Consider the following 21,595-nt stretch of genomic DNA (forward strand, 5'->3'; position numbering starts at 1 on the left):
TTTTGATCACATTGGATAGGTATGCATGCGGACCGCAAGGTTGCCCATGATCCATACGGTTCCGACGATAATGATCAGCAGGACCAATGTAGAAAACAGCACCAAGTCCAAGTCTTCGCGACTGCTGCGTCGACGGTCGATATGAAGGAAATAGACCAGTTGAAGGACAAGCTGCGCCAACCCCAGTAAGCCGATTGTCAGGTAGACGCCCTTTGTCTCGATCCCGAAGACATAAGCGACGGTGAAGACGGCTATGGTCAGGAACAGTGAACCGCCGTAGCCAATCACATAGCGCCGCCTCTCTCGCCTGTGCATTTCGCTGCGTCTATCCATAGGTCAGACCTCCGAAATAAACGATCGTAATTATCCCGATCCAGATCAGGTCGAGGAAATGCCAGAACAGCGCCAGCCGGACCACGCGCGACATCAGCAAATCCGTCAGCCCCATCAGTCGCAGTTGGACACCCAACACGATCAGCCACAGACACCCGGCAGCAACGTGCAAACCATGCAGCGGAACAAGACCGTAAAACGCGGACAAAAACCCACTGCGTTGTGGGATACCGCCTTTGTCCGCCATCGCGATAAAGTCCCGGATTTCCAACACCAGAAAGCTGAGTCCCAGAACCAAGGTCACGCCAAACCACAAAACGATGCGCGAACGCGGCAGGTTGTATTTCAATGCCAGCATTGCCAGCCCGACCGTCAGGCTGCTGGTCAACAGGATCAGGGTCTGTGCAAAGATGCTTTTGAGGTCAAAAAGTTCGTGCGGTCCCGGCCCGCCCGCCTGTGCGTCGATCATTGTGATGTATATGGCGAACATCAGCCCGAAATAGACCAGATCGCTCATCAGAAAGACCCAGAAGCCAAACGTGACGACTTCGCTGGCTTTGTCAGCGCCCGGATGCCGCCGACCAAGGTTCAGGCCGGGATAACTGTGTGTTGGAGCGCGCTTCATGTGGCGACCTCCAAGTCCGGACCCGCGCGCCCCCGGTTATCCGAAGAGAATTCAAAGTCCCGATTGATCGGGGCAGAGGCGTGGACAAGATCCAGCCAGGCCTCATGTTCCCTTTGCACCTGAGCTGCCGGAATAACCTCTTCGATATCCGTTTTGAAAGTCCACGCAACGAAGGACAACAGCATCAGAATGGTGACCAGCGCTGCCAACCACCAGATCCACCACACCAAGGCAAACATCCAGACACCGCTGAGGACGCAGAGCGTGAAACCAATCCGCGTATTGCGCGGCAGGCTGATGTCCTCATAGGCTTCGGGTGCTGGATAAGCCTCGCCCCTTTCCTTTGCGGCGGCAAAGTCATCGCGGTCGGTGACATGCGGAATAATGGCAAAGTTATACGGCGGTGGCGGTGCTGGGATGGACCATTCCAGCGTACGCGCATCCCACGGGTCGCCAACAGGCACGCGGGTTTTCTCACGGTCTCGAATGCTGACCCACAATTGCACCACCACCGCAAGCAGGGCACACAAGATGACCACCGACCCCAAAACGGCCACGATCATATAGGGATGAAAACTCGGGTCTTCCCAACTGAAAGACCGACGTGGCATCCCCATCAGGCCGACAAAGTAGAGGGGTAGGAACGTCAGCATGAAACCGACCGTCCACAGGACAACCGTGATGCGGCCCCAGGATTCGTTCAGGCGGAACCCGAAGGCTTTGGGGAACCAGTAATTATACCCTGCCAGTAGGCCAAACAGGACCCCGGGCAGCAGGACGTTGTGGAAATGGGCAACCAGAAACAGCGTGTTGTGAACCTGATAATCCACGGTTGGGTTCGCAAGGATCACCCCCGAAAGACCCCCGATGACAAAGAGCATCAGAAACGCCAAACCATAGAGCATCGGCACTGAGAACCGAATACGCCCACGGAACAGGGTCGCCATCCAATCATACACTTTTACCCCGGTGGGGATGGCGATCAGCATGGTCGCAATGCCAAAGACCGCATTGATCAGCGCGCTTTGACCCATTGTAAAGAAGTGGTGCAGCCAGACGGTGAACGACAGCACGGCAATGGACATCGTCGCAATGACCAGCGAGTTGTAGCCATAAAGCCGCTTGGCCGAGAACGTTGCGAACACCTCGGAATAAATCCCGTATGCGGGCAGGACCAGCAAATAGACCTCGGGGTGCCCAAACAGCCAGAACAGATTGGCATAGTTCATCATGTTGCCGCCAAGGTCATTGGTGAAGAAGTGGAAATCCAGATACCGGTCGGCGGCCAGCATCAGCGCCGCGACACCCAGCGGTGGCATCGCAAACACGATCAGGATAGAGCTGCAGATAATCGTCCAGCAGTACATCGGCAAACGCATGAATTTCATGCCCGGTGCACGCAACTTATAGATCGTGACCGCGAAATTGATCCCGGTCAGCGTCGTACCGATACCGGAAACAACGATTGCCCATATCCAGTAGTCCGGCCCAACGCCCGGATTGAAAGCGGCCCCCGTATAGGGCGGGTAAGCCGTCCAGCCCCCGGTCGAGAATTCGCCTACAAGCAAAGAAACCATCAGCATCATCCCGGCCGAGACCGTCAGGCCAAGACTGATCTGGTTCATCACGGGAAAAGCGACGTCGCGCGCGCCAATCATCAAGGGAACCAGAAAATTCGCCAATCCGAAGACAAATGGCACGGCCACGAAAAAGATCATGATAGTGCCATGCGTACTGAACAATTCGGCAAAGTGGTCCGCTTCCAGAAATCCGTCCCCCGGACCCGCTGCTTGTTGCGCGCGCATGACAACACCTTCAAGAACACCGCGCGCCAGCATCACAATTGCGAAGACAATGTACATGATGCCGATTTTCTTGTGGTCTGCACTTGTCAGCCAATCGCGCCAAAGCAGTCCCCAAAGGCGGAACCATGTCAGGGCGCCGACAACGACCAGAATACCGATAATCACAACGCCCGCAGCGGCATTGGCGACGATCTCATTCGCGTTCGGAGTTTGTATAAGGCCCGCCAGAGGGAACGACTCCCAGCTTAGTCGGCCAAAGAAACCACTGTCCGCAAAGCTCATTGCTGTGCCTCCTGCCCGAATTGTGCGGTTCCGGGCTGCTGATCGGCGGTCAAAGGTGCACCTTGGTGATACCGATGCAGGATGGATGCGAATAGATCGCTTTCCTCAAGGGTGAAATACAGCGCTTTGTCAGGCATTTCCGGCGTGCCAAGCGCGGCCTGAACTTCATCCCGGTCAGAACGCATGGCCAGTACCCTGTAGGTGTCCGCGGCCAAGGGAATACCGCTGGTGCGCACGGTTTCAACCCAGTGATCGAAATCCTGTGGCGACATGGCAAGAGTCTGAAACTTCTGCTTGGTGAACCCGCGGCCATTATACTGCGTGTTTTCGCCCTGCATGGTCGCCGGGGTATCCGCCACGATGTGCAGCTTGGTTGTCATTCCCGGCATAGCGTAGATTTGACCGGCCAGAGCGGGGATCATGAAGGACTGCATCACTGTGTCCGTTGTCAGTGTCAGCGCAACCTGTTGTTTGACAGGTACTGCCATTTCTCCGACGCTGGCGATCCCAAGGTCCGGATAGATGAACAACCACTTCCAATCCAATCCTACGACCTGCACGTTCAAGGCAGGCGTTTCACCGAATTCCGCAGAATAAGGATCTAAACGATGCGTTGCTTTCCATAGGTAAAATGACAGGATCGCAACGATGAGAACCGGAACGCCCCACATGACGAATTCCAGACGGGCCGAAAAATCCCACTTGGGTCGATAGGTTGAGCTAGCGGTAGTGCGCCGTCTATAGCGCCAAACAATCACTGGCACAAAAACCAAGACTGGAACGACAGCAATCAAAATCAAAACCGTTGCGCGTAGCAGATGAAGCCTCTGAACTTCCGCAATTGGGCCAACAGGGTCCAGAAAACTGTCACTGGCCCAAGATGCTTGCGCGCAGGCTGAAATCAGCACGATGGCGATCAGGATAGGCTGCAAGGCAAATGAAAACCTGTAACTGGCCACTCCTTACGATCCTCTCCTGCCTCCATTTGCAGCCAACTATCGGCAGAGTTCCAAGTTTTCTCAAGGTTTTTTGCGAAACCGGAAATTGTTCGCCACTTTGTGTGATCAACCGCGGAAATACGCACAATCAAATCGTGGAAAACGGCACTGTTGACTTACTCTTTTGGGCGCGAGACCTTTTTCCGATGCGTTGGCTTCTTTTCACCCTTGGCCTGTTGTTTCTTTCCACGAACGCGGCTGCCCTGGATCGCGGGGCGGTCGAACAGCAGTTTCAGGATTGGTTGACTAAAACCATATGGCCACAGGCCAAAGCCAAGGGTGTCTCCAAGCAGACGATGAACCGTGCTTTCGATGGAGTGACCCTTAACTGGAAATTGCCCGATCTCGTGCCTCCGGGAGGGTCAGCCCAAATACCCAAACAGCAAAAACAGGCAGAGTTTGGGTCACCTGGTCGATACTTCAAGGCAGGCACCGTACAAGGGGCCACGTCCATAGGGCGCCAGATGGCGCAACGCCATGCAACGACGCTTTCTCGGGTAGAGGCAAAAACCGGTGTTCCGTCACGCATCGTTCTGGCCATCTGGGGCCGTGAGAGCGGTTACGGTCAGGTTCCAATCCGCCACAATGTTTTTCGAGTTCTTGGGACCAAAGGGTTCATGAGCACCCGAGCAGATTATTTCACCAGCGAGCTGATCTCTGCCTTGCAGATTGCCGAAGCCGGACATGCTCCTCCGGGGGTGATGAAAAGCAGCTGGGCCGGTGCGCTGGGTCAGCCGCAGTTCATGCCATCGAATTTTCTAACCTATGCCAAGGACGGAAACGGTGACGGGCGCGCCGACATCTGGGCTTCGCCCGAGGACACGATCGCGTCCATAGCCAACTACCTTGACCAACATGGCTGGATCGCAGATCGCGACTGGGGGTTTGAGGTCACTGTCCCCAGCTCGGTATCTTGCGCCCTTGAAGGGCCGGATCAGGGGCGCCCAATCAAGGACTGGGCCAAGATGGGTATTTCGCGGGTTTCTGGCAGACCCTTTCCCAAGCATGAACTTTCGGGTCAAGGCTTCCTAATGATGCCTGCCGGTCGAAATGGTCCCGCATTTCTGGTGACCGAAAATTTCTATGTGCTGAAAGAATACAACAAGAGCGATCTTTACGCCCTTTTTGTCGGACATGTCGGTGATCGAATTCAATACGGTGTCGGAGATTTTCAGGGGCGTTGGGGCAAAGTCGGAAATCTTTACAGGTCTGATATCGCAGCGATGCAAATCGCCCTGGAACAGCAAGGCCATGACGTTGGCGGCGCGGATGGCTTACCGGGCTTCAAGACGCGGCGGTCAATCGGACGCTGGCAGCAGGCGACGGGCCAATCGCCAACATGTTTCCCGGACAAGAGCATGAAATCAGCATTGGTACCCTAGCGATTCGCGCTTGAGCCACCCTCGCCAAAAAGTCTTACCTTGCGTAACCGACCGATCCCTTATCGAAGCCTTTCACAAATGTGTCTGGAAGCCGCCAAGTTTCATCATAATATTTCCAGCAATCCCCGGTTTTCTTCACAATTCGCATACAACTGCCTAATTTGCAGGCAGAGGCTTTAACCTTTTTTTAAATAATGCCAACGTCAGCGTCAGTGAAAGGCGACTTTCGCAACTGCGTTCCCGACTGAAAACCGAAAGACTGCCGCGCGGTGTTCCTTGCGATCTGACGAAGCAGAACTTGAACCCGCTCAGAACCCTTTCAACGTCGGGCAAACAAGGTGGCCCGCCGCGATCGTGATCGAACGCGCGCGAATTTCCGCCAAAAAATGGGAGAAAAACATGAACAAGCACATTCGGACAACGCTGGCGGGGCTGCTGACCTCGACCATGATCACCGGCGCGGCATTCGCCGCCGGCACTCATCCTGAAACCGGCGAAGCATTGGCGGATGACCAGACATTCACCTATCGTATTCTGGACGAACACAGCTCGGTCGATCCGCAGGTCGTCGAGGACGTATCGGGCGCCGAGATTGTGCGCGACCTGTTTGAAGGTCTGATGAATCAGGACGAAGACGGCAATCTGGTTCCCGGCGTAGCCACCGAATTCACCACCAACGATACCAAAGACGTCTACACATTTACCCTGCGCGATGACGCCAAGTGGTCCAACGGCGACCCGGTAACCGCTGGTGACTTTGTCTTTGCCTGGAAGCGCGCTGTCGATCCGGCCCTGTCCTCGCCTTACGCATGGTTCATGGAACTGATGTCGATTGAAAACGCGGCCGAAATCATTGCAGGCGACAAGCCAGTGGATGAGCTGGGCGTCACAGCGATCGACGACCACACGCTTGAAGTCAAGCTGAGCGCCCCTCTGCCCTATTTCGCGCAGATGACCACGCATTCCACGACTTTCCCCGCCCCGCAGAAAGTCATCGAAGAATTCGGCGACGCGTGGACCAAGCCTGAAAACATCGTCTCGAACGGGGCATATGTTCTGACCGAACACCTGCCGCAGGAACGCTCGGTTCGTGAGCGCAACGAGATGTACTGGGACAATGACAACACCATCGTCGACAAGGTTGTCGCATTGGTGATCAACGACGAAAACGTCGCCCTGACCCGTTATCTGGCCGGTGAGCTGGACCGCACCGAGGTTCCCGCAGGTCAGTTCCCACGCCTTCAGAAAGAGCACCCCGACGAAGCCATCAGCTTCCCGCGTCTGTGCAACTATTACTACACGTTCAACCTGTCCGACGGTGGCCCCGAAGCGTTCAAGGACCCGAATGTCCGCCAAGCGCTGTCGCTGGCCGTAGATCGCAAGATCATCACTGAAAACATCATGGCAGGTGGCCAGCCTCAGGCTTACACCTTTGCGCCTGAGGCAACCGCCGGGTTTACGGTTCCCGAAGTTGAAATGGCCTCGATGTCTCAGCAGGAACGCGACGAGCTGGCCAAGGAACTGCTGGCTGCCGCAGGTTACGGTCCTGACAATCCGCTGAGCTTTGAGATGGTCTACAACACCTCGGAAGCTCATAAGAAAGTCGCTGTGGCGCTCAGCCAGATGTGGAAGCAGAAACTGGGTGTAAACGCCGAACTTGCCAACATGGAATGGAAGATCTTCCTGGAGGAGCGCGGCAACCAGAACTTCGATCTGGCCCGTGGCGCTTGGTGTGGCGACTATAACGAAGCCTCAACCTTCCTGGATTTGCTGCAGTCGGATTCCGGCTACAACGACGGCAAATACAACAACGCCAAGGTTGATGAACTTCTGGCTTCAGCCAAAACCGCCGATGACGCAGCACCTCTGTACACCGAGGTCGAGCGGATCATCGCACAAGAGACCCCTGTAATCCCGATCTATCACTATGCTGGCGTCTACATGATGGACAGCGATGTCGGGAACTGGCCGGTCAATAACGTAGAGCAGAACTGGTATTCCAAGAACCTCTACAAAATCGCTGAGTAATCATCTGTTGATCACGCTTTGCCCCGGAGACTTCTTTGGGGCAAAGCCAATATTTGGGGGCATGAAATGCTTGCCTATATCGTCCGGCGGTTACTGATCGCCGTCCCAACGATCCTTTTGCTGATCGTTGCAAGTTTCTTTTTGATGCACTTCGCACCCGGCGGGCCATTCACGTCAGAGCGGCCCCTGCCGCCGGCGGTTCTGGCCAATATCGAGGCGCGCTACGGGCTGGACCAACCGCTGTGGAAACAGCTTTGGGACTATCTGTACAACATCGTCGTGCATTTCGATTTCGGCCCGTCCTTCAAGTTCAAGGACCGCGACGTGAATGACATCATCGCGCAGGGCTTTCCGATCTCGCTGACCTATGGCTCGCTGTCCTTCCTTGTCGCCACTGCCGTGGGTGTCAGTCTTGGAATCGCCGCCGCGATCAAGCACAACAGCTGGATCGACTATTTCGCAGTTGGTCTGGGGATCGCGGCACAAGCGCTGCCGAACTTCATCATGGGGCCGATCCTGATCCTGACCTTCACCCTTTGGCTGGGCTGGTTGCCCGGGGGCGGCTGGAATGGCGGGCAATGGCAGTACCTGATCATGCCGGTGATCGCATTGGCGACCTCTTACATGGGGTCGATCGCACGGATCACCCGGTCCTCGATGCTGGAAGTTCTGAACTCGAACTTCATCCGCACCGCACGTGCCAAGGGCTTACCGACAAGGACCGTCATTTGGCGGCACGCGCTGAAACCTACACTTCTGCCGGTCGTATCCTATCTTGGGCCGGTTTTTGTCTACGTTCTGACCGGTTCGGTCTTCGTCGACATCTACTTCTCAACCGGTGGGTTGGGCCAAGCCTATGTGGGGTCCGCCCTTTCGCGAGACTATGCCGTGCTATTGGGCGTCACGATCCTTTATGGCGTCCTGACCGTGCTGGTAAACCTGCTGACCGACCTGGCCTACGCCTGGTTCGATCCGAAAATTCGTTACTGAGGGGCCGGCTATGCTTGGAAAATCACAAAAAGCCGCGCATCTGGCCGAGGATATCACCGACTACACGGTTATTCAGGGCCGCTCGCTCTGGCAGGACGCGCGTATGCGATTTGTCCGAAACAAGGCTGCAATGGCCAGTCTGTTCATTCTGGGTCTGATCGTACTGTTCACCCTTATCGGGCCTTATTTTGCCGTCTGGAACAACGAAGAAATCGACTGGAACGTCATGGGTGACGTCCGGGGCATGGGGATGCCCTCGGTCGAGACCGGGCATTTCTTTGGCGTCGATGATCTGGGGCGCGACCTCTATAGCCGAGTCATTCAGGCGACCACCACGTCGCTTTTGGTGGGGCTGATCGGGGCCGCAACCGCGCTGATCGTGGGAACCTGCTATGGGATTGCGGCTGGATATATCGGTGGCCGTACCGACGGCATCATGATGCGTTTCGTTGACATCTTGCTGGCGATCCCGGCCACGCTGGTCATCATCCTGCTTCTGGTCGTGGCAGGCCGGTCGTTCTTCATGCTGTTCATCGCTCTTGGCGCGGTGGGGTGGCTGACCATGGCGCGGATCGTTCGCGGGCAGACACTAACCCTGAAGAACCGTGAATTCATCGAGGCCGCCCGCGCCGCTGGCGTCAGTGAGTTCACCATCATGTATCGCCACATCCTGCCGAACCTGCTGGGTGTTGTGATCGTCTATGCCTCGTTGCTGGTGCCCGAGATGATCCTGACCGAAAGTTTCATCTCATTCCTTGGATTGGGAATTTCGGAACCCTATACCTCACTTGGCCGTCTGATCGCCGAGGGTGCTGGTACTATGGGCTACGGAACCCTCTGGCAATTGATATTCCCCCTGACATTCTACGTCGCCATCATCATCACGATGTTCTTCATCGGGGATGGCCTGCGTGACGCTCTGGACCCGAAGGATCGCTGATATGAGTCTGTTTTCTGTAAAGGACCTGAGTGTGCAATTCGATACACCGGATGGTGTTGTCGAAGCCGTCAAGGGCATCAGCTTTGACATCAATCCAGGCGAGTGCCTCGGCATCGTTGGCGAAAGCGGATCCGGTAAAAGCCAGACATTTATGGCTGCGATGGGGTTGCTGCCTCCGGCCGGGCGCGCCACCGGGTCGGCCTTGCTGAACGGCAAAGAGATCCTGAACCTGCCCGTTAACAAGCTGAACCAGATTCGGGGCGACGATGTTGGTATGATCTTTCAGGATCCGCTGACAGCATTGACCCCGCATTTGCGCATCGGTCAGCAAATGCGCGAAGTGCTGCAGGTCCACGAAGGGTTGCAGGGAAATGCGGCCCGCGCCCGATGCCTCGAGTGGCTGGATCGCGTTCGCATCCCCGAGGCGAAACGACGTCTGGACCAATACCCGCATGAACTGTCAGGCGGCATGCGTCAGCGGGTCATGATTGCAATGTCGATGCTGTGCAGTCCCAAACTGCTGATCGCGGACGAACCGACAACTGCGCTGGATGTGACGGTTCAGGCAGACATTCTGGACCTGATGGTCCGCCTGCAAAAGGACGAAGGCACGGCCATCGCCCTGATCACGCATGACATGGGCGTTGTCGCCCGCATGTGCGATCGAATTCAGGTGATGCGTCTGGGGCAGTTTGTCGAAGCTGGCGAGACGCGTGAAATCTTTCGCGCTCCGCAGCACGAATACACCCGCACCCTGCTGGAAGCGATGCCGCGCATCGATGCCGGGGACGCACCCAAGGCTCTGGGCAAGACCGAAGAACCTCTGCTTGAGGTCGATGACGTCAAAGTGCATTTCCCGATCCACGTCTCTGGCGGCTTGTTTGGTCGCAAGGTACCTCTGAAAGCTGTTGATGGTGTGACTTTTGACATCCGCAAGGGCGAGACCCTGGGTGTCGTGGGTGAGTCGGGTTGTGGCAAATCGACATTGGCGCGGGCCGTACTGCAGCTGATCGAACCCAGCGGCGGCAATGTTAGCTGGCTGGGTCACCCCATCGTTGGGCTGAAACGGGCCGAGCTGAACAAGTACCGCAAGGATTTGCAGATCGTGTTCCAAGACCCGCTGGCCAGTCTGGATCCCCGGATGACAATTTCAGCTTCGATCGCTGAACCACTTAAAACCTACCGCCCCGACCTTACCGAGCGGGAGCGTAAAAAGATGGTTGCCGAGATGATGGAGAGGGTTGGCCTGAAGGCCAACATGATCAACCGCTACCCGCATGAGCTTTCCGGAGGGCAAAACCAGCGGGTTGGAATCGCGCGGGCGATGATCAACAAGCCGAAACTGATCATTTGCGATGAGGCGGTATCCGCGCTGGACGTCTCGATTCAGGCCCAGATTGTCGAATTGCTGCGGGAACTGCAGCAGGAGTTTGGCCTGTCGATGATCTTCATCAGCCACGATCTGTCCGTGGTTCGCGCCGTATCTAATCGGATCATGGTTCTGTATCTCGGCCGAATCGTCGAACTGGGTGATGGTGAAACCATTTGTTCGGACCCCATTCATCCGTACACAAAGTCGTTGATTTCGGCCGTGCCGATCCCGGACCCGGATGTAGAGCGCAGTCGGCAGAGGCTGAAATTGCCGGGCGAGCTTCCGTCTCCGATGGATCCAAAGGCTGCCCTACGGTTTTTGCCCAGTCGTTTATCTGCCGGGCAGACGGATTACGTGCCTCAATTGAATGAGGTAAAGCCTGATCATTTCGTAGCTGAACACGACCCGCTTGAGGCAATCATGGCCAAAGCCTAGTCAACCCAGCCCAGAGCCAGCCTTTTGGCTTTGGGCTTCCTTCTCACTATGCCTAAAAATTGACCGCATTGCCTACATTTTAGCGATCAATTTCCCACCAATTGATATTATTGTTTCCATTCCTGCGCTAAAGTAAGGCTCCACTGCTGCATGGTGCTGCAGATCGTTTTGACTCCCATTCCTCACAGTGGCACGATTTCTCCTGACACAGTTTACCGCGCCGAATGACGTTGATCATTTTGGGCGCACAGCCTAAGAGGAAGCCGCGAAAGCATTATGATTTTCGGGCAATAATTTATTAACTTGAGAGGTAACATGGCACGCAAGGTCACCAAGGCGATTTTCCCGGTTGCGGGACTGGGTACCCGGTTTTTGCCCGCAACAAAGTCGGTTCCAAAAGAGATTATGACCCTGGTCGATCGCCCTCTTGTTCAATATGCCATCGATGAGGCGCGCGCAGCCGGTATTACCGAGTTCATTTTCGTGACGTCGCGTGGGAAATCTGCACTCGAAGATTACTTCGATCACAACCACATTCTAGAGCAAGAACTGAAGTCCAAGGGCAAAACCGATCTGTTGGAAACCCTTAACGCAACCAACATGGAAAGCGGCGCGATTGCGTATATTCGCCAGCATAAAGCGCTGGGTCTGGGTCACGCTGTCTGGTGTGCACGGCGTCTTATTGGGGACGAACCTTTTGCCGTGATGCTGCCGGACGATGTAATCGCAGCCGACAAACCCTGCCTGCAGCAAATGGTAGAGGCATATGAGGAAACGGGCGGCAACATGGTTGCGGCCATGGAGGTTCCACCAGAAAAAACCCGCTCGTACGGTGTGTTGGACGTTGGTGAAAACATCGGATCCGTCGTGCGCACGCGAGGCATGGTCGAAAAGCCCAACCCCGAGGATGCGCCTTCAAATCTGGCTGTTATCGGCCGCTATATCCTGGGGCCGTCGGTTCTGTACAACCTGAACCAGAAGAAAAAAGGCAGCGGCGGAGAAATCCAGTTGACCGACGCGATTGCCGAAGACATCGGCAACGGCGTTCCGGTCTTTGGCTACAAGTTTGAAGGTCAGCGATTTGACTGCGGCTCAAAATCCGGTTTCCTCCAGGCGACCGTCGCCTATGCGCTTTCTCGCCCAGATTTGCGCGACGACCTGCGCGAATACCTTCACGAAGTTATCTCTGCAGATAAAGCGGCCCAGTAAGGTGTCCACCGTTTAACGCGCTACTTGCCTAAGGCTAGCGCCACAGAGACCTTCAACTCGCAATGGGGGCGCGGACTACCGCGTCCCTTTTGACAAAAACTTCCCCCACGATTGTCAGTCAATATCTTCATTGTCAGGCTCAGTGCCGAATGGCGATGCTGATCAGAATTGGTCCAATTTTCTGTCTTTGATTGGAAACCTTCCAAGCAAATCAGAAGGATTAGCAGAATCCTTCCTGCGCGTGCGCATCAATCAGAACGGTTTAATCCGTCTCGGCCCAGTGTGTCCCGCGACACATGTCAGCGCGACAGCCACAGGAGGACAACCATGTCACAGAATTCGCCCCGACTGGACTTGCCGTTCATTCAACCCTCGCAAGCCCAGAAACATGTCACCCACAACGAAGCCCTGCGGCAACTGGATCTGATCGTCCAACTAAGCCTCTCGTCAACCGAAGCAACCAATCCGCCCGCAGCCCCTGATCAAGGCGATGTCTATGCCTTGGGCGTTGCTTCTACGGGGGAATGGGCCGGTCAGGATGGAAAGCTGGCCGCTTGGCTGGACAATGCGTGGCACTTCACAACACCAGCCACGGGATGGCGCGCTTGGGACGAAAGCCAGCACCGCCTGATTGTATGGGACGGTGCCGAGTGGATTGACGCTCCTATCGTTTCTCAGAATCTGAACGGTGTGGGCATCGCGACGGTTTTCGACGAGACGAACCGACTGTCTGTGCGTTCATCGGCCTCTTTGTTCAGCCACGACGGAGCTGGGCATCAGTTGAAAATCAACAAGGCAAGCGCTGCTGACACCGCCTCCTTGCTGTTTCAGTCGAACTGGACAGGACACGCCGAGATGGGTTTGTCGGGTAGTACAGGATTTTCCATCAAGGTCTCACCTGACGGCGGCACATGGACCGAGGCACTTAGCGTTGACCCCTCGACCGCACTTGCCAGCGGCGCGGCGATTCAGGCCAGCCCCGATGACACAACCCCCGGCCGCTTGATGAGAGCGGATTTCGGATACGGACCCGGAAATTTGCTAGGCACAGTATCCGCAAGTGGCGGCGTACCAACCGGGGCTGTCATCGAACGCGGAACGACACCCAACGCGGAATATATCCGGTTTGCGGACGGAACTCAGATCTGCACCGCCGTCCTTGGGCTGGTTGACTGTACCACCAGCGAAGGGGCCTTGTTCGCCAGTGGATCAGAGGTTTGGGCCTTTCCGATTGCGTTTGCTTCCGGGTCCACACCATCTGTCAGCGGCAGCGGCAGCAGCACCAGCCGGTTCCTGGGATTCGACGCCCCGACCGAAACTGAAGTCTCCTACAAAGTGCTTTCCACTGCGTCCGACACAACGCCCCGCGCTCCGACGGTCACCGCGATCGGTCGTTGGAATTGAGTTTCAGTTTCGCCCAACGCTTGGTTTGGGCGACTACTTAGATCTAAGTTCGGATTCGGCCTGATCCAGAAACCACGCGTAGGTTTCGCGAATACCGTCCTCAAGGCTGACCTCAGAACGCCAGCCCATATCAGCAAGCCGGGATACATCCATCAATTTGCGCATGGTCCCGTCCGGCTTGCTGACATCTTGCGTAATCCGCCCAGTGAAGCCTGTCGTTTTCGCCACCAGCGCTGCCAGTTCAGCGATGGATACATCCTCACCGCAGCCAACGTTAATGTGGCTGAGCATGGGCTGAGTGTTCGCTTGGTAAACATCCCGCGGCAGGTCGAGCACAAACAACGACGCCTCGGCCATATCGTCTACATGAAGGAATTCGCGGCGTGGTTTTCCTGATCCCCAAATCACCACTTCGTCCAGACCATCCTGCTTTGCCTCGTGAAAACGGCGGATCAAAGCGGGCAGAACGTGGCTGTTTTCCGGGTGAAAGTTATCACCGGGTCCATAAAGATTTGTGGGCATGACCGATCGATAGTCGACCCCATGCTGGCGGTTATAACTTTCGCACAGTTTGATCCCGGAAATTTTGGCCACTGCGTAAGGCTCATTGGTCGGCTCCAACACGCCGGTCAGCAAGGCGTCTTCGCGCATAGGCTGTGCAACAGCACGCGGATAGATGCACGAGCTACCCAGTTGCAGCAGAGAGGTAACGCCTGCGGCAAATGCCTGATGAATGACGTTGCACTCGATCATCAGGTTTTCATAAATAAAGTCAGCGGGATATGTATTATTCGCGTGAATTCCACCCACTTTGGCAGCCGCGAGAATGACCACATCGGGGCGTTCCGCCTGCATGAAATCACGCACTGCGGCCTGATCGGTGAGATCAAGTTCGGAATGTGTGCGCGTGATCAACTCAAGCGCTTCACCCGCCGCTTGCCGGTCCTGTAGGCGGCGCAGGATTGCGCCCCCGACCATACCGCGATGCCCGGCAACGTATATTTTGCGCACGCGCCCCACCTCAGCCATTTTCCAGACTGACAGGGAGATCGAACCCATGCTCTTTCAACAGCGCGTGGCGTTTGGCTGTTTTAAGGTCTTCCGACACCATCTCGGCACACATTTCCTGAACGGTCAGCTCGGGTTCCCACCCCAGTTTGTTCTTGGCATTTGATGGGTCGCCCAACAGGGTTTCGACTTCGGCTGGGCGGAAGTACTGAGGATCAATGCGCATGACCACGTCACCCTGTTTCAACGCCGGAGCCTTGTCACCGCGAACAGATTTGACGGTGGCGATCTCATCCACGCCGTCGCCTGTGAATTCGAGCGAGACACCCAGCTCGTCAGCAGACCATTCGATAAACTGCCGAACGGAATATTGAACGCCGGTCGCGATCACAAAGTCTTCGGGCTGATCCTGTTGCAACATCAGCCACTGCATCCGCACATAGTCCTTGGCGTGGCCCCAATCCCGCAGGCTGTCGATATTGCCCATGTACAGACACTTTTCGAGACCCTGCGCGATATTTGCCAGACCGCGTGTAATCTTGCGCGTCACAAAGGTTTCACCCCGGCGCGGGCTTTCATGATTGAACAAGATTCCATTGCACGCATACATGCCATACGCTTCGCGGTAGTTCACCGTGATCCAGTAAGAGTACAATTTGGCAACGGCATAAGGCGAACGCGGGTGAAACGGCGTGGTTTCACGCTGAGGGGTTTCCTGAACCAGACCATACAGTTCGGATGTCGACGCCTGATAGAAACGGGTTTTCTTTTCCAGACCAAGAAACCGGATGGCTTCCAGCAACCGCAAAGTGCCGATCGCGTCCACGTCGGCCGTGTATTCGGGCGATTCAAAACTAACCGCAACGTGAGATTGCGCCCCAAGGTTATATACCTCGTCCGGCTGAACCTCCTGAATGATTCGAGTCAGGTTGGATGTATCGCTCAGGTCACCATAATGCAGGTGCAGCCTTGGGTTGGGGACATGCGGGTCTTGGTAAATATGGTCAATACGTTGGGTATTGAACGAGGACGCCCGACGCTTGATACCGTGAACTTCATAGCCCTTCTCAAGCAAAAATTCGGCCAGATATGACCCATCCTGCCCTGTGATACCGGTTATTAGTGCAGTTTTTGTCATTGTCGTGTTCCACAAAACTCAATCTGGTTGATTGCACTCTCAGAAACAGCAAGATACCCCGGATTGCAAGCCTAGGTCGTCTGCATGCGCTGAAAGCAGCGGAACTTTCCTGAGCGAGCACGCGCCAAGTCCGGCATTTCGGAGAAAGGGAATGAAAAATGCGTATAGCGATGATCGGGACCGGATATGTCGGTTTGGTGTCGGGTGTGTGTTTTTCGGATTTCGGTCATGACGTGGTTTGTGTCGACAAAGCCGCCCAGAAGATCGAGACACTAAAGGCTGGAAACATACCGATATATGAACCCGGTCTTGATGTGCTGATGGCCAAGAATGTGGCTGCGGGTCGTCTGACTTTCACCACTGATCTTGCCGCTGCCGTGGACGGGGCGGATGCCGTTTTTATTGCAGTCGGTACTCCAACCCGCCGCGGGGATGGGCATGCTGATCTGACTTATGTCATGGCTGCTGCTGAAGAAATTGCACGGGCCGTAACCGGCTATACCGTTATTGTAACCAAATCGACGGTCCCGGTCGGAACGAACCGACAGGTTCACGCGGTTGTTTCTGGTGCCAACCCCGACGCCGATTTCGACGTCGCCTCGAATCCGGAATTCCTGCGCGAAGGTGCGGCGATTGACGATTTCATGCGACCTGATCGAGTTGTCGTCGGAGTTGAAAACGATCGTGCCGCCGAAGTCATGGCCGAGATTTATCGCCCTCTCTATCTGCGGGATTTTCCGATTTTGACAACGGATTTGGAAAGCGCCGAGATGATAAAATATGCGGCGAACGCATTTCTGGCGACCAAGATCACCTTCATCAATGAAATAGCGGGGCTGTGCGAACGTGTGAATGCAGATGTCAAAGAGGTTGCGCGCGGCATAGGGTTGGACGGCCGGATCGGGAACAAGTTCCTGCACGCCGGCCCCGGCTACGGAGGCTCCTGTTTCCCCAAGGACACCGCTGCTCTGGCTCGGATCGGACAAGAACACGCGTATCCCATGCAAATCACCGAAACGGTTATTCGCGTGAATGAGGGGGTCAAAAAGCGGATGATCGAGAAGATTCGCGACGCCTGCGACGATCGTTTTAATCAAAAAACTGTCGCTATCCTTGGCGTCACCTTCAAACCCAACACGGACGACATGCGCGATGCGCCGTCATTGACGATCGTGCCCGCCCTGATCGGCGGAGGAGCGAAGGTTCGCGTCGTAGACCCGCAAGGTCATGCAGAAGGCGAGGCTCTGCTGCCCGGCGTTGAGTGGCACAACGACCCCTACTCTGCCGCTGAAGGAGCCGATGTTGTTGTGTTGCTGACCGAATGGAATGAATTCCGCGCGCTCAACCTGCCTGAACTGGCATCAGCAATGAAATCGCCCCGGATGGTCGATTTGCGCAACATCTATTCCAAAGAGGCCGCCAAGAAAGCAGGTTTTCAAAGCTACGTTGGCGTCGGCCGGTAATCCTCGGCTCAGGTCGCGGCATAAAGCGGAACCGAATTGTCAGCGCCTTGCGCCAATGCCTTGCTTTGATCTTGTCGGACTTGCTCATACAAGGTCAGAGCCTCATTCGAGAACAACCCATTCGGGGGTTCCACATGTACAAAATTACCTTGTGCGTCCCGGCCTCGCGCTGGCATGGCGTAATCCCGTTCAGCGACCAGTTGCCTTGCATTCGGATTTAGATATCGGATCGCCAGACCAATTCGCCGGTCATCTGACCGGTTCGGGCCTGAGCCATGTATCGTCAGCCCATGGTGCAAGGACATCTGTCCGGGCTTCAATTCGATGTGGGTCTTGTCTTCATCGGCGACCTCGACGGCGATCTCCTGTCCGCGCGACAGCAGGTTGGTTTCCGAATACGTATCGTTATGCGGCAGAATTGGATTCTTGTGGCTTTCCCGCACAAAATCCATACATCCGCTTTCCACGGTTGCGGGCGACAGCGCAATCCACGCGGTCACCTGATCCGGTGTTTCGCCCATACCCCAATATGTCAGGTCCTGATGCATGCCGACTGTGTGCTTGGTGTGCGGCTCTTTGACAAAGAACTCGGCTGACCAGACCATGATATCTGGCCCCAAGACGCCCTGAACCACATCCAGAACGCGGGCGTCCAGCGCAATGCGCGCGGCGATGGGCATGACGAGATGCGCGTTCACCCGCTTGTATGTATTCAACGGCAGCGGAAGATTCGCTTCTCGCCAGTCACGTTCAATCCCTTCAAACTCGGCGCGTATCTCGGACGCTTCTTGCTCGGACAATACACTTAGAGGAAACAGGAAGCCGTCTTCCCAGTACCGGGCCGATTGCGCCTGGGTCAAAGTGGACTGGTGTTTAGCGGTTTGATCAGACATGCGCGTTCCTCCCCGATGCATGATTGGAGAGGCTAAAGCAGAATTCGATATCGGCAGAACGCGAACTCTTGCCCGTTAGACTAAGTTCAGCTTAGCCTGCTTCACATGGCAACCCGTATCCCCTCCCTGAATTGGCTGCGCGTGTTTGAAGCAGCCGCGCGAACCGAAAGCTTTTCCCGCGCGGCCACGCAATTGAACATGTCGGCCGCAGCCGTCAGCCAACAGGTCAAGGCGCTGGAAACGCAGCTTGGGACACCCTTGTTCCATCGACACCCACATTCCGTCACCTTGACCGAAGCTGGCCGTGCCTATTTACCTTCGGTTCAGCAATCCCTTTTGATGCTTGAAACTGCGACGACCGGACTGTTTGGGGAAACCCGCGAACAACGGCTTTATGTTCAATCCGTGCTGTTGTTTGCGCATGGGATATTGGCAGCAGGCTTGCCGGATTTTCATGGGTCATATCCCCAGATCAACTTGTCTCTAACCACCGGAAACGCGACCTTGGACTTTGCCAACCGGTTCACTGACCTCCAGGTCGTTTTTGGAAACCCATCCTTGTTTGGCACGGAAGGCGACGAGCTGTTTCGCGAGCAGCTCTACCCTGTTGCGCCTCTGGAAGTGGCTGCCCAGATAAATGAGCCTCAAGACTTGTTCAGATTCACACTCATCGAGGTATCCACCCACCGCGCAAGCTGGCCATACCTGTTTGAAACCCTTCGACTACCAGCGGGGCAAGCCAAGTACTTCTTCGCCGATAACTCGATCATGGCAGCAGAGCTGTCCGCCAGCGGAGGTGGCATTGCCTTGGCCCGCGCCCCGGCGTCTGACCGGATCATGTCGTTGTCCGGTCTTGTCCCATGTCTGGAAGATGTCACGGTTCCGGGCCAGGAGGCGTATCACCTAATATACCAGTCACGCTCGGCCCTTCGCCCCCCTGCCCGCGCCTTTCGCGATTGGATCATGGACTACAGCGCGGCCGTCCAGACCCTGTAACGCCCCTGCCCTGTCACTTCGCGGATCAAGCCACGGTCGGTAAAGAGAGCGATATTGCGTTGAACTGCAGCCCGGGACGCTTGGGTCAACTCCTCCGCCAGAGGTGCTGAAACCATTGGCCATGACCTGAGAACATCAATCAACAAGGGTGGCGTGCGTCCGCTTAGGTCGTGGATGGACTCCCGTGCGCGCTGCTCCCATGCGTTCACACGATCAAGGTGCAACAGACCTGCCAAAACCGCCTGTCCTGCCCCCCTGATCCACGCGGAAAGTTTTTCATCAGGTGCACCCACACCGCGCAGAGCACCGGGTCCGGACAAAGCCAAAGGCATGAACATCGCTCCGCCACGGCCCATCGTTGCGCCATGCCTTGCTGCTATGATCGCGGCCTCGGTGTCCTGTCCAACCCCCTCGGACAAGGCACGCCACGCATGAAATCCAATCGCGGCCTGCGTGACCGGATGCAAACCTTCGGTAGTGCCCAACACTTCGGCCAAGTCAGCAACCGCTTCGGGCACATCGTCCAGACCTTGTGCCATGCGATCCAGAAACGCGGTCAGACCTGTACTCCATCCCCCTTCCGAGGGACCAGCACCCGAGGTCAAACGACGCACTGCCCAGCCAGCACGGAACAACGCCTGTACGTCATCACCGGTCGCGCCAATTCTCAGCCCGGTCCACAAAGCCAGTCGATCAACACTGATGCGATCACCCGTCCACCACCCAAGATCCGACACATCCATAAGGGCAAGCCGGTGGGTCCACCCTCTTGGACCAGCTCTTAGACGTTCGTCCAACGCGCCGAATGTCGCAGCCAGGTCCGCCAATTCGTATGACAATTCAGCCTGAGCCGCACGCCAGTCTCGCGGATCAAACAACAGGCGGCGGTCCTCCCTTGGTCCTGGCGGCAGAAAGTTGTCCTCAGGTTCTGCCTCGCCGTCAAACGGCATGAACCACAGATCCTCATCCTCCGGCGGGTCAGCATCATAGATACTGGGAGGACCGAGTGTTTCGTCGTCCTCGTCTTGACCTGGCCTGTCAGAGTTTGAAGTCATGACCGGTATAATTCGGCTATTTCAACCAGTTCACAAGGCGTTTTCTGTGGCACCACGAAAGCGGCCGGCAAAACCTCTGGACAGCACGGCCAGTCAAATTCGCATTGTCCAAAATTATGTAGTTCCCTTTGACTACCCCACCGCGCTATCCCTTGTCACAAAGCAATGAGAGAGACACAGGGCATGAGCGAAACGGTCAAATTAACAGCGGATGAAGCCCGAAACCTGTGCCTGACTGTACTGACCAGTTCAGGGTTTGGTTCCGACCATGCAGAGGCCATCGCGGAAACCCTGATCACATGTCAGTTCGACGACTGCCAATCCCACGGGCTATTCCGCCTGTACATGTGTGCAGACACGATGAAATCCGGAAAAATCGACGGCATGGCAAAACCCGCGGTTACCGCGTCTGACACGGCAATCGTACGAGTGAACGCGCAGGGCGGCATGTCTCTGCTGGCGTTCCAAAGCGCCCTGCCCGTCTTGATAGACAAAACCCGCAGACACGGAATCGCGGCGATGGTTATCAATCGCTGCTTTCATTTCTCTGCGCTCTGGCCCGAAGTGGAACGTTTGTCCTCTGCTGGGCTGGCTGCAATGGCAATGGTACCGAGCCATTCATGGGTTGCGCCAGCCGGAGGGACACGCGGAAGCCTGGGCACAAATCCCCTGGCCTTTAGCTGGCCACGCCAGAACAAAGACCCGTTTACCTTTGACTTCGCCACAAGCGCCTTTGCGCGCGGCGAGATCGAGCTTTATCGTCGCGCAGGAAAACCGTTGCCCGAGGGTGTCGCGATTGACAGTGAAGGAAACCCGACCACCGACCCCCAAGCTGCAATGGACGGGGCGATGCTGACCTTTGGCAGCTATAAGGGCTCTGCCCTGTCAATCATGATCGAGTTGCTGGCCGGTCCGCTAATCGACGATTTGACCAGTCTTGAAAGCATGGAATTCGCTGATGGTACAGGGGGTGCCCCCTATCATGGCGAGATCATTCTGGCCTTTGACCCAGCCCAATTCAGCGATGGAAAGATCCATGAAAACGACGCTCGGGCCGAGCGTCTGTTTGCTGACATAACCGACCAGGGCGCTCGATTGCCGTCCCAACGAAGGTTTGAGGCACGCGCCCGGAACGCGGCACGCGGCTATGTCGAAATCTCAAAATCTCTGTATGATGATCTGCAAGCGCTCGCCCATCAGATTTGACCCCTCTTTTACTTGCTGAGGTGGCTGGCTAAG

General features: G+C 55.9%; 18 protein-coding genes. 10 read left to right on the plus strand and 8 right to left on the minus strand.

Annotated elements, in window-relative coordinates; genetic code table 11:
• Positions 1 to 6: 6 nt before the first annotated feature.
• Genes ACR0LH_RS15225 through ACR0LH_RS15240 form a run of 4 tightly spaced genes read right to left on the minus strand, consistent with a single transcriptional unit; the run spans position 7 to position 4,004 of the window.
• Positions 7 to 333, minus strand: coding sequence for a cytochrome o ubiquinol oxidase subunit IV (locus ACR0LH_RS15225; protein ID WP_480681499.1), 327 nt, complete (start codon positions 331 to 333; stop codon positions 7 to 9).
• A complete protein-coding gene (locus tag ACR0LH_RS15230) occupies positions 326 to 958 on the minus strand; it encodes a cytochrome c oxidase subunit 3 (protein ID WP_170416045.1) in 633 nt (210 codons plus the stop codon). The genes ACR0LH_RS15225 and ACR0LH_RS15230 overlap by 8 nt, the downstream gene beginning before the upstream one ends.
• Complete coding sequence (locus tag ACR0LH_RS15235) at positions 955 to 3,045, minus strand: cbb3-type cytochrome c oxidase subunit I (RefSeq protein WP_170485907.1); 2,091 nt, start codon at positions 3,043 to 3,045, stop codon at positions 955 to 957. The genes ACR0LH_RS15230 and ACR0LH_RS15235 overlap by 4 nt, the downstream gene beginning before the upstream one ends.
• Positions 3,042 to 4,004, minus strand: a complete 963-nt coding sequence (locus tag ACR0LH_RS15240; RefSeq protein ID WP_480681502.1) for a cytochrome ubiquinol oxidase subunit II family protein — start codon at positions 4,002 to 4,004, stop codon at positions 3,042 to 3,044. The genes ACR0LH_RS15235 and ACR0LH_RS15240 overlap by 4 nt, the downstream gene beginning before the upstream one ends.
• Positions 4,005 to 4,189: 185 nt before the next feature.
• Between ACR0LH_RS15240 and ACR0LH_RS15245 the strand changes: the two genes are divergently transcribed.
• From ACR0LH_RS15245 to ACR0LH_RS15275, 7 genes are all read left to right on the plus strand, one after another.
• On the plus strand, positions 4,190 to 5,425 hold the full coding sequence (locus tag ACR0LH_RS15245) for a lytic murein transglycosylase (protein WP_170485908.1): 1,236 nt from the start codon (positions 4,190 to 4,192) through the stop codon (positions 5,423 to 5,425).
• Positions 5,426 to 5,824: 399 nt separating this feature from the next.
• On the plus strand, positions 5,825 to 7,453 hold the full coding sequence (locus tag ACR0LH_RS15250; protein WP_170416051.1) for a peptide ABC transporter substrate-binding protein: 1,629 nt from the start codon (positions 5,825 to 5,827) through the stop codon (positions 7,451 to 7,453).
• Between the two features lie 66 nt (positions 7,454 to 7,519).
• Positions 7,520 to 8,443, plus strand: coding sequence for an oligopeptide ABC transporter permease OppB (gene oppB, locus ACR0LH_RS15255; RefSeq protein WP_170389023.1), 924 nt, complete (start codon positions 7,520 to 7,522; stop codon positions 8,441 to 8,443).
• 10 nt (positions 8,444 to 8,453) lie between these two features.
• Complete coding sequence (locus ACR0LH_RS15260; protein WP_170416053.1) at positions 8,454 to 9,383, plus strand: ABC transporter permease subunit; 930 nt, start codon at positions 8,454 to 8,456, stop codon at positions 9,381 to 9,383.
• Between the two features lies 1 nt (position 9,384).
• Complete coding sequence (locus ACR0LH_RS15265; protein WP_170485909.1) at positions 9,385 to 11,190, plus strand: ABC transporter ATP-binding protein; 1,806 nt, start codon at positions 9,385 to 9,387, stop codon at positions 11,188 to 11,190.
• 315 nt (positions 11,191 to 11,505) lie between these two features.
• A complete protein-coding gene (galU, locus tag ACR0LH_RS15270; RefSeq protein WP_170416057.1) occupies positions 11,506 to 12,399 on the plus strand; it encodes a UTP--glucose-1-phosphate uridylyltransferase GalU in 894 nt (297 codons plus the stop codon).
• Between the two features lie 327 nt (positions 12,400 to 12,726).
• Positions 12,727 to 13,803 carry a DUF2793 domain-containing protein gene (locus ACR0LH_RS15275; RefSeq protein WP_170485910.1) on the plus strand — a complete coding sequence of 359 codons (1,077 nt, stop codon included), beginning with the start codon at positions 12,727 to 12,729 and terminating at the stop codon, positions 13,801 to 13,803.
• Between the two features lie 33 nt (positions 13,804 to 13,836).
• Here ACR0LH_RS15275 and fcl read toward each other — a convergent pair whose 3' ends face one another.
• Together fcl and gmd are read right to left on the minus strand one after the other, a co-directional pair.
• Entirely contained in the window at positions 13,837 to 14,814 is a 978-nt protein-coding gene (gene fcl, locus ACR0LH_RS15280; protein WP_480721589.1) for a GDP-L-fucose synthase, read from the minus strand.
• A 10-nt stretch (positions 14,815 to 14,824) separates the two neighbouring features.
• A complete protein-coding gene (gene gmd, locus ACR0LH_RS15285) occupies positions 14,825 to 15,949 on the minus strand; it encodes a GDP-mannose 4,6-dehydratase (RefSeq protein ID WP_480721590.1) in 1,125 nt (374 codons plus the stop codon).
• Between the two features lie 158 nt (positions 15,950 to 16,107).
• On the opposite strand from gmd, the gene ACR0LH_RS15290 reads away from it, so the two are divergent.
• Positions 16,108 to 17,412 carry a UDP-glucose dehydrogenase family protein gene (locus ACR0LH_RS15290; protein ID WP_170559551.1) on the plus strand — a complete coding sequence of 435 codons (1,305 nt, stop codon included), beginning with the start codon at positions 16,108 to 16,110 and terminating at the stop codon, positions 17,410 to 17,412.
• Between the two features lie 8 nt (positions 17,413 to 17,420).
• Here ACR0LH_RS15290 and ACR0LH_RS15295 read toward each other — a convergent pair whose 3' ends face one another.
• On the minus strand, positions 17,421 to 18,305 hold the full coding sequence (locus ACR0LH_RS15295) for a phytanoyl-CoA dioxygenase family protein (RefSeq protein ID WP_480721592.1): 885 nt from the start codon (positions 18,303 to 18,305) through the stop codon (positions 17,421 to 17,423).
• Between the two features lie 105 nt (positions 18,306 to 18,410).
• Here ACR0LH_RS15295 and ACR0LH_RS15300 point away from each other — a divergent pair, with 105 nt between their 5' ends.
• Entirely contained in the window at positions 18,411 to 19,301 is an 891-nt protein-coding gene (locus tag ACR0LH_RS15300; RefSeq protein ID WP_170485914.1) for a LysR family transcriptional regulator, read from the plus strand.
• Here ACR0LH_RS15300 and ACR0LH_RS15305 read toward each other — a convergent pair.
• Positions 19,274 to 20,356: a helix-turn-helix domain-containing protein gene (locus ACR0LH_RS15305; RefSeq protein WP_480721594.1), complete on the minus strand. Its 1,083-nt coding sequence runs from the start codon at positions 20,354 to 20,356 to the stop codon at positions 19,274 to 19,276. The two genes, ACR0LH_RS15300 and ACR0LH_RS15305, sit on opposite strands and share 28 nt — an antisense overlap.
• A 183-nt stretch (positions 20,357 to 20,539) precedes the next feature.
• On the opposite strand from ACR0LH_RS15305, the gene ACR0LH_RS15310 reads away from it, so the two are divergent.
• Positions 20,540 to 21,562 (plus strand): Ldh family oxidoreductase, encoded by a 1,023-nt coding sequence (locus tag ACR0LH_RS15310; RefSeq protein WP_480721595.1) that lies wholly within the window; start codon positions 20,540 to 20,542, stop codon positions 21,560 to 21,562.
• Positions 21,563 to 21,595: the final 33 nt, after the last annotated feature.

This window comes from Ruegeria sp. CL6 (assembly GCF_056536465.1).